Genomic DNA, 12367 nt, shown 5'->3' on the forward strand with positions numbered 1-12367 from the left:
CACCGGTTGTGCATCTGCCCACCTCAAAGGCGTCAACTCGCGTTAAATCGTCATTGAGTCGGGGCTCACACCGGCTGCAACCTGGAAAGGTACGGAAAGACACACCCGCCCAGGAGCCCTGCCGCATGCTCGACCTCAAACTGACCCGTGCGCGCGTACGCACCCTCGACGACGACCGCCCCCACGCCACCACCGTGGGCATCGTCGGAGGCCGGATCCTCGGCTTCGACGACGACGTCGCCGACCTGCCCGCGCGCACCGTGGTCGACTGCCAGGGCGCCGCGGTCGTCCCCGGCTTCGGGGACGCGCACAACCACATGGCCTGGTTCGGTCAGTCCCTCTCCGAGCTGCCCTTGGAGGACGTCACCACCCTGGAGGGGATCTACGACGCGGTCGCCGCCAAGGCCCGCACCCTTCCCGAGGACGCCTGGATCGTCGGCTCCGGCTACGACGACACGGTCATGGGGGCCCACCCCGACCGGAACGGCCTCGACCGGGCGGGCGGCGGCCGCCCCGTCTGGCTCAAGCACCGTTCCGGGCACATGTGCGCCGTCAGCGGCGCCGTCCTCCGTCTCTCCGGCGCCGAGAACGCCCCCGACCCCGAGGGCGGGGTCATCGTCCGCGACAGCCACGGGGACGCCACCGGCCTGCTCCAGGAACGCGCCCAAGAGCTGGTCACCGCCCTGGTCATGCCCTACCCCGTCGCCGAGCTCGCCGACGCCCTGGGCCGCGCCTCGCGCGTCTACGCCTCCGAGGGGCTCACCCACGTGGTCGAGGCCGGCATCGGTCACGGCCTGGTCGGCCGCTCCCCCGTGGAGGTCGCCGCCTACCAGCTCGCCCGCGACCGGGGAGAGCTCCTGCCCCGTGTGGAGCTCATGGTGGCCGCCGACAACATGCACCCCCTGGACGCCCACGCCGACGACGGCATCACCACCGGCATCGACCTGGGGCTGCGGTCCGGCTTCGGCGACGACCGTCTGCGTCTGGGCCCGATGAAGATCTGGCTGGACGGCTCCCTCATCGGCCGGACCGCCGCCGTCACCGAACCCCTCTGCGGACACGGGCACGGCGTCTACCAGAACCCGCCCGAGCAGATGCGCGCCCTGGTCGTGGCCGCCCACCGCGCCGGGTGGCGCGTGGCGGCCCACGCCATCGGCGACGACGCGATCGACCTGGCCCTGGACGCCATCGAAGAGGCCCAGCGCGCCCACCCCCGGCCCGACATGCGCCACCGCATCGAACACGCCGGGGTCGTGCGGCCCGATCAGCTTCCCCGCATCGCCGCGCTCGGGGCCGTCCCGGTCCCCCAGCCCCGTTTCCTGTACACCGTCGGCGACGCCATGGCCGCCTCCCTGGGCCCGGACCGGGTCCCGTGGCTCTACCGACACCGTTCCTTCCTCGACCACGGCATCCGCGTCCCGGGCAGTTCCGACCGCCCGGTCGCGCCCGGGGCACCGCTCCAGGGCATGGAGTCGATGGTCGAGCGCACCAGCTCCGGGGGCGCCGTCCTCGCCCCCGGCGAACGCGTCACAGCCGAACAGGCCCTGCGGGCCTACACCATCGACACCGCATGGGTCGGCCATGACGAACACCGGCGCGGCAGCCTCACACCGGGCAAGCTCGCCGACATCGTGGTCCTGGACCGCGACCCGGTGGACACCGCGGAGCAGGGCATCGGCTCGATCCGGGTTCTGGCGACCCTGGTCGGCGGTGTCCCCGTGCACGGCGCCGACACCCTCGGCATCGCGGACACGAGCACCGCGCTTCACCACACCTGACGGGCGCCCCCGTCAGCATCCCCACCCGCGCCCCAGGGCGCGGATCCCGGATTGGAGAAACCCGACCCATGCGTGACCTCGATTCAGGGGACGCCCAGGAGCAGCCGAACACGTCTGCGGTGGTCAAGGAACGTGAGGCCGGCAAGATCGCCTTCGCCGCCTTCGTCGGCACCGCGCTGGAGTGGTACGACTACTTCCTCTTCGGCACCGCCGCGGCCCTGGTGTTCAACCGGCTCTACTTCACGACGCTGAGCGCGACCGCCGCCACCCTGGCCGCCTTCGCGACCTTCGGTGTCGGTTTCGTCGCCCGCCCCGTGGGCGCCGTCCTGTTCGGCTGGATGGGCGACAGGATGGGCAGACGACCCGCTCTGCTGCTCACCGTCGTCTGTATCGGCGTGGCCACCGGCCTCATCGGTCTGCTGCCCGACTACGCCGCCATCGGTGTGGCCGCTCCGCTGCTGTTGGCGCTGCTGCGACTGCTCCAGGGCGTCGCCGTCGGCGGCGAGTGGGGCGGCGCGGTGACCATCGCCGTCGAGCACGCCCCGCCCGAGAAGCGCGGTCGTTACGCGGCGCTGCCGCAGATCGGTTCCCCGGTGGGCACCCTGCTCTCCTCCGGAGCCTTCTCCCTGGTCCTTCTTCTGCCTCCGGACCAGTTCGACTCCTGGGGATGGCGCCTGCCGTTCCTGGCCGCGTTCCCGCTGCTGCTGGTGGCGGTCTACATCCGCCGCAAGGTGGAGGAGTCCCCCGTCTTCGAGGAGATGGAGAAGCAGGAGAAGCGTTCCAAGGTCCCGGCCCTGGACGTGTTCCGCAAGGCCTGGGGACGTCTGCTCGTGGCCATCGCCTCGGCCCTGCTCGGCGTGGGCGGCTTCTACGTCATGACCACCTTCGCCATCAGCTACGGCACCGGAACCCTGGGGCTGTCGCGTGGGCTCATGGTCAACTCGACCCTGGTCGCGGCCGTCGCGCAGATCGCCGTCATCATCGTCTTCGGCCGGCTGGCCGAGCGTCTGGGCCCGGGCCGGGTCACCATGTGGGGCGGTCTGGCCACCGCGGTGATCGCCTTCCCGGTGTTCTGGCTGATCGACACCCGTTCGCCGATCCTGGTGGTCCTGGCCATCACCGCCGGTGTGGCCATCCTGTCCACCGCCTACGCGGTCTCCGGAGCGCTGCTCGCCGAGCTGTTCCCGGCCGACCTCCGCTACAGCGGTGTGGCGCTGGCCTACAACCTCGCCGGCGCGCTCAGCGGCTTCCTGCCCTTCGTGGCGACCGCTCTGCTGGACAGCACGGGCGGCGGTTCGTGGGTGGCCTCGCTGCTGTTCATGGGCATCGCCCTGATCACCGCCGTCGGTGGTCTGTACGGTGAACGGCTGCGCGTGCGCGACGAGGTCGTCGTGCGCTGACCCGGCCCCGTCACACGAGCGGGCCCCGTAGGGAGACGTTCCCTACGGGGCCCGCACTCGTACGTGCCCTCGGGCTCAGCCCTGAGCGGCCGGGTCGTAGACGCCGGTGGAGGGGAGCTCCCCCGCGCCCAACCGGCGGACCACCTCGGTGAGCATCGCCAGTCCGGCCAGCATGTCGCCGTCCTCGGTGTACTCGCCCTCGTTGTGGGAGATCCCCTCCACCGAGGGGACGAAGAGCATCACCGTGGGCACGTGGCCCTTCATGTTGACCGAGTCGTGTCCGGCCACGGTCCTGATCCTCTGGTGGCTCAGGCCCAGACGCTCGGCCCCGGACCTGGCCAGGCTCACCCCCTCGGGCTGATAGGGGTCGATCCCCCAGGCGTGGGAGAGGTGCAGGTCCACCGACACCTTCGCGGTCTCCTCGACCCGGATGACCTGTTCCCGCAGGATCCGGTCGGCCTCGGCCAGCACCTCCTCGTCGTCGGCCCGCAGGTCCAGCAGGAGCTCGACCTTGGAGGCCACCACGACCGGGGAGTTGGGGTAGACGTCCATGCTGCCCACGGCGGTGTGCAGCACGCCGGGGAAACGGTCGGCCAGTTCGCGCGCGGCGACCACGAGGAGGGAGGCTCCCAGCAGGGCGTCACGCCGGTCCTCCATCACCGTCGCCCCCGAGTGCGCCTGTTCGCCGTTGACGACGACCCGGTACTTGCGGGCCGCCCAGCAGGCCTCGACCAGACCGATCGTGGTACCGGAACGCTCCAGGACGCGTCCCTGCTCGATGTGGATCTCCGCGCAGAAGGCGGCCTCGGGTCCGTCGGTCTCGCCCAGGAAGCCGGTGGGGGCCAGCGCCTCGCCCACCGACACCCCGGCCCGGTCCCGTACGGCCAGGGCCGTCTCCAGCGGGAGCTTTCCGGTGTAGACGGCGCTGCCCATCATGGACGGGGCGAAGCGCGACCCCTCCTCGTTGAACCAGTTGACGACCGCGAGGTTGTACTCGGGGGAGGTCCCCTCGGCCTCGTCGCTCCGGGCGGCGCGATCCACCGCGTGGGCCGCTGCCAGCACACCGTAGGCACCGTCGAAGCGACCCGCCGTGGGCTGGGAGTCCATGTGGGAGCCGACCACCACGTACGGGGCGCCGGGGACCCGCTCCACCAGCCCGAACTGGTTGCCGATGCGGTCGTAGACCACCCGCATCCCCTTCTCCTCCAGCAGCTCCGCCAACCAGCGGCGCTGGGCGATGTCGGGTTCGGTGGCCGCCTGGCGGTCGACCCCTCCCGAAGGGGTGGCGCCGAAGGCGCTCATGGACCGGAAGTCCTCCAGGAAACGGGTGTCGGCGTCCGAACCTTCGGTCGACGACGGCACTTCCCGCGCGGACGAGGTCATGGGTATTCCTCTCAGAAGGGAACGGTGGTGTCCGGTGGTCGGCGACCGCCGGACGGGCCCGGGGCCTCTTCCCATGGTCTGCTCGTCCACCCGTACCGCTCAATCGACATCCACACACGTTTTCCAGCGGCCGCTGTGCACATGACCAGGTCCGGGGCCCGGGCCTTCCGGAACATGACACCATCGGAGGTGAAGGCCGGTCCGGCCCGCGTGGAAGACCGAGGAGGTGCGTCGTGACCGACCCCGGACAGGAGGGGCCGCGTTCCTGGCCCGGCATGCTCGAACTGCTGGCCCGTGACCGCGACGGACTGGTGGAGGACTTCCTGGAGCGGCTCCGCTCCATGGGCCGTTACGACGACGGCGTCATCCCCGCCGACGACCTGCGCCAGACCGCCGTCGACACGTTCGACCTGCTCACCCACCGGATCGCCGGTCTGCCCGTGCCCGAACGGCTGCGCGATCTGTCGACCCGGCTCGGGGTACGTCGGGCCCGCCAGGGCGTGGCCCGCGAGGATCTGCTGGAGGCGGTGCGGCTGGACTTCCGGGTCCTGTGGGCCGGCCTAGTACGCGCCGGCGGCGCCGACTCGGCCCCCACCCTCGTCCTGCACGTGGAGGAGGTCCTGGAGACGGTCGAGCAGTACATCAGCGACGTCCAGGCCGCCTTCCTCGAAGAACGCGCCTCCTTGGAGCACGACTCCCGGGCCGCGGCCACCCGGGCCTTCGCCCGTCTGCTCAGCGCCGGGGAGCGCGCGCCGCAGGTCGCGGTCGAGGTCGCCCCGGTGCTGGGGCTGCCCCTGGACGGGGTCTTCGAGGTGTCCTTCGTCCGGCTGCCGCCGGAGCGCGTCCATCGCACCGACGCCCTCGACCTCTCCCGCAACGGGTGCCTGGCCTGGGAGTTCGACGACGGGGTGGCCCTGGTCCTGGAACCGGGCCGTGTACGCCGTCCCGTCCTGCCGGCCGACACCACCGGAGCGACGATCACCGGTACGCGGGGGCTCGCCGAGGTTCCGGCGGCGGTCGAGGCGACGCGGATCATGGCCCGCTACGCCCGTCGGAACGAGGGGATGGTCCGGCAGGAGGACGTGTGGACCGCCCTGGCCCGCGATCAGGTGGGCGCCCTGCTGCCCGGGTTCGGGCGGGAGCCGGTCGAACGGATGGCGGCCCTCGAACCCGACGCGCGCGCACGGTTGTTGGAGACCCTCGCCCACTACACGGCCACGGGGTCGGTCAAGGCCGCCGCGGCCTCCCTGTACTGCCACCGCAACACCGTGGTCAACCGGCTCCAGACCTTCCGCGAGGTCACCGGGCTGGATCTGACCGTTCCGTCGCAGGCCGCGCGGGCCCTGGTCCTGTTCGCCGACCACCGGGCCGCCCCGGAACGGTGACCCCGGGCGGGCGCCCCACGACCGAAAACCGGTCGTCTCCGGCGTCCCGACCCCGGTAGGTTGCGAACACCGTGACACGCCCGTGGAGGAGGCCCATGAGACATTCGAGCGAGGAGTTCGCCCGTATCGCCGCCCAGGGGACCGTCCTGCGCTGTCAGGTCGGTTCGGCCGCCCACGGCCTGAACCTCGACGGGGTCTCCGACCGTGACGAGATGGGCATCTGCGTGGAACCGCCCGAGTACGTCATCGGTCTGCGCTCCTTCGAGCAGTACATCCACCACAGCCGTCCCGAGCACACCCGCTCCGGCGAGGGCGACCTGGATCTGACCGTCTACTCGCTGCGCAAGTGGACCCGTCTGGCGTTGGAGGGCAACCCGACCGTCCTGCTGCCGCTGTTCGTTCCCGAGGACGAGATCGTCACCATCACCTCCGTGGGGCGCGAACTGCGGGCCGAGGGCCACCGGCTGCTGTCCCGCAGGGCCGGGGAACGGTTCCTGGGCTACCTGCGGGCCCAGAGGGAACGCATGGAGGGGGTGCGGGGCGGCCGGCACACCAACCGTCCCGAACTCGTCGAGGTCCACGGGTTCGACACCAAGTACGCGTACCACATGGTGCGTCTCGGGCTCCAGGGCGTCGAGTTGATGGAGACCGGCTCCATCACCCTGCCCATGCCCGAGCCCGAGCGTTCCTGGTTGTTGGAGCTGCGACGCGGCGAACGCACCCGTACCGAGGCCCTGGAGCGCACGCGAGAACTGGAGGAGCGTCTGGTCGACCTGTGCCGCACCTCCGACCTGCCCGCCTCGCCGGACACCGACCGTGTCGACCGTTGGCTCTGCGACACCTACCGGCGGTTCTGGGACGAGACCTGAACCACGCTGGTCAGGGCGGTACCCGACATGGTGTCCCGGTGGCGGCGAGATAGGGTGAACCACCGAAGAGGTAACGCCGCGCCCGAGACCCCGGGTGGCCCGGTGTGCCGGGCGCCGGGGAACGGCCCACGGCGCGCGGGGACGACAAGTGAAGGAAACACCATGATCGGAACCATCGGGTTCGTGCTCATGATCATCAGCCTTTCGATGATGATCATCTCCGGCCTCATCGCGACCGTCGTCAAGACCCGCTAGACGACGCCGAGGGCCGTCGGCGGGTGCCGGCCCAGAACGCGCCCGCCGACGTCCCGCCCCGTTCCTCCGGGCGGTGCCGCGCGCCGCCCCGCCGTCCCCCACGGCCTCTTCCCGGTCCGACCACGTCGTGTCCCTCCGACGGTCCTCACCGGGCCCTCCCCCGCTCACGCGGATCCCCGCTCCCCCCGTTCCGTACGCCCTCGCCCGTCTTCGGGCCGGGCTCTCCCATGCCCGGACGTCGGGCCGGTGCGGGGCACCCGTCCACCGCGTCCCGCACCGGCGTTCGCGCGGATCCGCGCGGGGACCACCCTACGGAACTCCACGCCCTCGAAGCGTCGACTCCGGGGAATCCCAGACGTTTTCACCCCTCCTGCATGGTCTTTTCAAAGAAAGGGCGACCATGCGAAGTTACGCGTCTTTTGTGGTGTAGATTCCCTTCTTGTGACGTCCCGGTCGCCCCGTTCCCCGGGCCGAGCCGTCCACCCGGGAAGCCGGGCCGAATCGGGCCTGTATGGCCGGATCCGGCCATACACACATGAACATGCACGTGCAACTGCACCGCCGGTGATATCACTGGAAAACGCGGTCGCCACCTCGAATCCGGGTACGACGGACGAAGACGAAGCGGGAATTCCAGGTCGGGTTCGCTTTGTCATGGAACCGCCGACCGTTCACACCTCGTCCGGCCTCCCGACAAGGTCGGCTCCGCCTTCGGCCCCCACACCGTAGTTAGGGTGAACGTATGTCGATATGGGCGCGGGGAGACCGTACCGGGCGGGTCGGTGAGGCCCTCCTCATGCTGGAGGGCCAGGGCATCATCGACGGCCTGGAGATCCTCCCTCAGGAGGACAAGCCCTACCGGGTCCGGGTGCCCGCCGGCATCGTCCACATGGACGAGGAGGAGGCCTCCATGTTCGCCCTCGGCGCGGTGGTCGGCGCCTTCGGAGAGGTGGCCCGCACCCGCGGCTGAGCGACCCTCACCTACGACCCATGGTCCGCAGAATCGCGTCCAGGAGAAGGTCCCGGACCATCACTCGGCGCTCGTCGGTGTGCTCCACGGCCAGCTCGTTGTTGAAGGTCGACAGGCACAGGCCCACCGTCATCTCCGCCAGAGGCTCGGCCGGACGCCCGTCCTTGGGCAGCTCCTCCACGAAACGGGCGACCTCGATCGCCTCCCGGACCGCTTCGATCCACGGCCCGATCCGTTCACGCCACCAGTCGCGCTGGGGTCCGGGCTCGACCCCGAGCCCGGAGGCCGCGGCCAGCAGACCCCCCGAGTCCTCCCACAACGCGATCCAGGAGTCCACCAGACGCCCCATGTAGCCGTCGATCGACTCCATCCGCCCGAAGGTCAGGTCCACCTGGGAGGCGAAGGCCGTCAGACGTACGTCCACCGCGGCCCGCAACACCTGGTTCTTGTGGTTGTAGTAGCGGTAGACGGTGGAACGGTCGATGTCGACGCCCTCGGTGATCTCCTTGTAGGTGATCTGACCGAAGGGCTTGGTCCGCAGTAGCTCCACCAGACTGTTCTGCAACTGGAGCATCCTCTGCGTGGCACGCAGACTCCCGCTGGTTCCCGCGTTCGAACCGCCAGGCGCCGCCATACCCGTTCCGTCCGTCATGAGCCCTCACAGCCCTTGTGTGTCCGACTCCCCCAGCTTGCCGCAGAACGGCATGTATGCCAACACGACGTTGGCGTCAGAAGCAGACCTGTGGAGGCCGAAAGACCCTTTCGGCCCGCTCTCGAGGGCGCAAGGGCCCCGCCACCGGCCCCTTCTCCCCCACCACCGCCACGATCACGACTGGACGACGACCACGCCACCGGAGAACCTTCCCGACCCTCCCGTACGTCACAGTCACCGGCGCGCCCCCTCCCTCAGGCGCGCGAAGAAAGGCGATACCGGGCATGAGTTGGATCGATTACTCGCAGAACGTGCGGATCAGGGACCTGGAGGAGAGTCTGGGTTCCGCGTATTCGCAGATGACCCAGGACCGCAAACGCATGCGGTCGGAACTGAGTCATCTCAAGGGCGATCTGGGACAACGGCTGGACCGGGTCTCGGCCACCCTGGACGCCTTCATCGAACTCAGCGACCTGCGCGTCACCCTCTCCCTGTTCGACGGTATGGCCATCACCCGCCATCGCACCCTCCAGATGCTCGACGGCGCCTTCCTCGGAGAACTGCGTCTGGACGACGTCCCGGGCTACTGGCTGGTCCCGGCCGCCCGCGGGCTGCACCACCTGCTCAACGGCGACCTGCCCCGGGCACAGGCGCGTTTCGCCGAGGCCGCCGAGATCGACCGGGAACGGGCCCTGGGTTTCACCGCCCTGGCCACCGCGCTCACCAGCTCGGAGAACGCCCACCTGCTCGGTTCGGGCGCCGCGACCGAACTCCTGCCCCACCTGCCCCTCCCCGAGGTGCGCCCCACCCGGGTTCAGCGGGCCCTGTGGCTGTTGAGCGCGGACGGCTCCTTCGGCGACGACGCCCGCGAACACCTCCTGTTGTCGACCCTGCGCCACTGGTCCGCCGAGGACGCGCGGGTCGCGACCGTCGAGGCCTGGTCCGCCACCGCACCCTCCACCTCCGGGGGCCGGGGTCGCACCCCCTCCAAGGACCCCTTCGCCGTACGTTCTCGTACGGCGAAGGCCCTGGGCCGGCTACGGGAGCAGGTCTCCCACGTCACCGGGCCGAACGGCGAGGACGAACCCGATCGGGTGCTCGCCCCCGATCAGGCCAGCGTCGACTTCCTCAAGGAGACCCTGCGGCTGCTGGTGGAGGAGGGCGGACCGGAGGAGGCCCCTCTGCTGGCCGAGGCACGCGCGCTCCGGGCCACCATCGAGAACGGCGGCGAGAAGGTGGAACCGCCCCATTGGAACGAGGGGACCCACGACGTCGCCACCCTGATCCAGCGCGACCTCACCTCGACGGACACGCCGCTGCGCCGCCGCACCTTCGCCCTGGTCGTCCAGCGGACCACGGTGTTGGAGGACGCCGAACGTCTGGCGGCCGACCTGAACGCCCCTCTCCCCGAGACGACGACGGTGTCCACGCAGGGCGTCGACGTCACCATCGACGCCGCCGGAGCCGACCAGGGGCAGATCGAACGGGTGCGCGGGCTCATCTCCGAACGCCACACCGCGGGAGGCGACGCGCGGAGCATGGTGTGGGTGACCCTGGGCATCGCCGCCGTGCTGGGACTCCTGGCGCTGTTCACGATGAACGGGTTCCTGTGGTTCCTGACCCTGGTCTCGCTCGGCGGATCCGTCCTGGCCCACCACTCCTCGACCAAGGGACGGGGCGAGGGAGAGGCCGCGATCGCGGAGGCGCGCCGCAGGACGGACGAGCGGATCGCCGGCGCCGTCGAGGAGTGGCGGCGCCGACGTCTCCAGGCCGAGGAGGAGACCGACGCCGCCCGACGGGACCTTCGAGAGATCCGGCGGATGCTCTCCGTCTGATCCGGCTCAGAGCCAGTCGTTGCGTTTGAAGACCAGATACAGCGTGAGGCTGGCCAACGCCATGCCCGCCAGGGTGAGCGGCCAACTGAACATCCAGTGGAAGCCGCTCTGGGGGGCGATGTTCATGCCGTAGATCGAGGAGATGAGGGTCGGTACCACCAGGATGCCTCCCCAGGAGGAGACCTTCTTCATCGCCTCGTTCTGCGCCCTGTCGACGAGGCTGCTCTCCACCGACATGATGTTCTGCAACAACTGGCGGAAGCCGTCCACGTGCTCACGGGCGACCGTCACGTGGTCGGCCACGTCGCGCAGGTGCTCGCGCAGCTCGTCGCGCATCCCGGCGTGCGGCCCCCGGATCACGGGACCACCGTGTCCGGTCCGGTCCAGAGGGACCATGAGCTCGTCCAGGACCCGGCCGAGCGGATCGACCGCGCGTTGCAGGAGGATGAGCTCGCGGGCCAACCGGTACGTGCGCCGGGAGGCCCCCTTCTCCCCCGCGAAGACCTGGCTCTCCACCTCGTCGACGTCGTCCTGAAGCCCCGCGATGGTGGGGGCGTAGTCGTCCACCACCCGGTCCAGGACCGCGTAGACCACCCCGAGGACCCCGTGTCCGGCCATCCGGGGATCGTCGCGCAGGCGGGTCCGGATCCCTTCGAAGTCGGTCCGGGTGTCGTGTCGGATGGTGATGACGAGGTCGTGGGTGGCGAAGACGTGGATCTCGCCGATCCGCACCGATTCCCGGTCCTCGTCGTACTCGGCCGGACGCAGGACCAGGAACAGCACCTCCCCGTAGGTCTCCGCCTTGGGCCGCTGGTGGGCGACGATCGCGTCCTCCACCGCCAGGAGCGGCAGGTCGAACAGCCGGGAGGCCTCCAACAACTGGGACCGGTCGGGCTCGGTCATCTCGATCCAGACCATCGGACGGTCGTCGCCGTCCAGCGCCGCGCGGGCCTCGGCGAGGGTGGAGGCGCTCCGCACCGTCTCGCCCTCCCGGTAGAGCCCGATCCGGCACTCTCCGGGCGGAGCGTCCACGGGCAGGGCCGCCCCGTCCCTGCCCAGGGCCATGGTGCGCTCGGGCGCGGACTCGTCCACGGTCGTCCTCCCTGCTCTCCCCTGCCCACGATCCTGGCCCGGACCGTGCCCGGGAGCGAGCGGACACGCCCTCAGTGGGAGAGTCCGGAGGCCCGGATCGTGATGTTGAGCCGCCCCTTGAGCCCCAGGGCGGGGTCGGCCGTGCCCGGACGGACACGGGGGACCCCGTGGTAGGCCAGCCGCGAGGGGCCGCCGAAGACGAACACGTCGCCGTCGCGCAGTTCGACGTCGGTGTAGGGACGACCCCGGTGCTCGGTACCTCCGAAACGGAAGACACAGGTGTCACCGAGGCTGATGGAGACCACCGGGGCCGGGGAGCGTTCGTCCCGGTCCTGGTGCATGCCCATACGGGCGTCGGCGTCGTAGAAGTTGACCAGGGCGACGTCATGGGCGTCGCCCTCGTAGGGCTCACCGTAGGCGGCCTCCACGGAACGCACCGCCAACGTGCCGAGCAGGTCGGGGAAGGGCCGGACCGGGGTGCCGTCGGGCAGGGTCCGGCTATAGGTGTAGGGGCGCCAATGCCATCCGAGGGCGACCATGTCGACGCTCATGACCCCGCCGCTCGGCATGGTGTGCCTGCGCATCCCGGCGGGCCCGCGTGCCCATTCACGGCAGCGTCGCACCAGATCGATCCGGGTCTCCAACGGCAGCAGACCGGGCAGGTGGACCGCTCCCGGGGCCACCATGACCGGTGGCGCGTCGAACAGGGCGTCGTCCATACCCCCATTGTGCCCCGGAGCGACGACGC

The 12367-nt window shown here is 70.6% G+C and carries 10 protein-coding genes; 6 read left to right on the forward strand and 4 right to left on the reverse strand.

Annotation, left to right across the window (positions count from 1 at the left end):
• Positions 1–125 precede the first annotated feature (125 nt).
• Both TR33_RS23810 and TR33_RS23815 read left to right on the forward strand, forming a co-directional pair.
• A complete protein-coding gene (locus tag TR33_RS23810; protein WP_017535190.1) occupies positions 126–1778 on the forward strand; it encodes an amidohydrolase in 1653 nt (550 codons plus the stop codon).
• Positions 1779–1846: 68 nt separating this feature from the next.
• Positions 1847–3178 (forward strand): MFS transporter, encoded by a 1332-nt coding sequence (locus tag TR33_RS23815; RefSeq protein ID WP_014909458.1) that lies wholly within the window; start codon positions 1847–1849, stop codon positions 3176–3178.
• A gap of 75 nt (positions 3179–3253) precedes the next feature.
• Here TR33_RS23815 and TR33_RS23820 read toward each other — a convergent pair whose 3' ends face one another.
• Positions 3254–4561 (reverse strand): M20 family metallo-hydrolase, encoded by a 1308-nt coding sequence (locus TR33_RS23820; RefSeq protein WP_042285658.1) that lies wholly within the window; start codon positions 4559–4561, stop codon positions 3254–3256.
• A gap of 233 nt (positions 4562–4794) precedes the next feature.
• Here TR33_RS23820 and TR33_RS23825 point away from each other — a divergent pair, with 233 nt between their 5' ends.
• The 3 genes from TR33_RS23825 (at position 4795) to TR33_RS23835 (ending at position 8040) form a co-directional block, all read left to right on the forward strand.
• On the forward strand, positions 4795–5946 hold the full coding sequence (locus TR33_RS23825; protein ID WP_017535188.1) for a helix-turn-helix domain-containing protein: 1152 nt from the start codon (positions 4795–4797) through the stop codon (positions 5944–5946).
• A 95-nt stretch (positions 5947–6041) separates the two neighbouring features.
• On the forward strand, positions 6042–6815 hold the full coding sequence (locus tag TR33_RS23830) for a nucleotidyltransferase domain-containing protein (RefSeq protein ID WP_014911295.1): 774 nt from the start codon (positions 6042–6044) through the stop codon (positions 6813–6815).
• A 997-nt stretch (positions 6816–7812) separates the two neighbouring features.
• On the forward strand, positions 7813–8040 hold the full coding sequence (locus tag TR33_RS23835) for a hypothetical protein (RefSeq protein ID WP_014910801.1): 228 nt from the start codon (positions 7813–7815) through the stop codon (positions 8038–8040).
• A gap of 7 nt (positions 8041–8047) precedes the next feature.
• Here TR33_RS23835 and TR33_RS23840 read toward each other — a convergent pair whose 3' ends face one another.
• Positions 8048–8614 (reverse strand): TetR/AcrR family transcriptional regulator, encoded by a 567-nt coding sequence (locus tag TR33_RS23840; protein ID WP_042285660.1) that lies wholly within the window; start codon positions 8612–8614, stop codon positions 8048–8050.
• Positions 8615–8976: 362 nt separating this feature from the next.
• Here TR33_RS23840 and TR33_RS23845 point away from each other — a divergent pair, with 362 nt between their 5' ends.
• Positions 8977–10527, forward strand: a complete 1551-nt coding sequence (locus TR33_RS23845) for a hypothetical protein (RefSeq protein ID WP_042285662.1) — start codon at positions 8977–8979, stop codon at positions 10525–10527.
• Between the two features lie 6 nt (positions 10528–10533).
• Here the strand turns inward: TR33_RS23845 and TR33_RS23850 are convergent, their stop codons facing one another.
• Together TR33_RS23850 and TR33_RS23855 are read right to left on the reverse strand one after the other, a co-directional pair.
• Positions 10534–11619, reverse strand: coding sequence for a magnesium and cobalt transport protein CorA (locus tag TR33_RS23850; RefSeq protein WP_017535185.1), 1086 nt, complete (start codon positions 11617–11619; stop codon positions 10534–10536).
• Positions 11620–11690: 71 nt separating this feature from the next.
• Positions 11691–12338, reverse strand: a complete 648-nt coding sequence (locus TR33_RS23855) for an alpha-ketoglutarate-dependent dioxygenase AlkB family protein (RefSeq protein WP_042285663.1) — start codon at positions 12336–12338, stop codon at positions 11691–11693.
• Between the last annotated feature and the right edge of the window lie 29 nt (positions 12339–12367).

The sequence above is a fragment of the Nocardiopsis alba genome (genome assembly GCF_000710955.1).
GTDB classification, from domain to species: Bacteria; Actinomycetota; Actinomycetes; order Streptosporangiales; family Streptosporangiaceae; genus Nocardiopsis; species Nocardiopsis alba.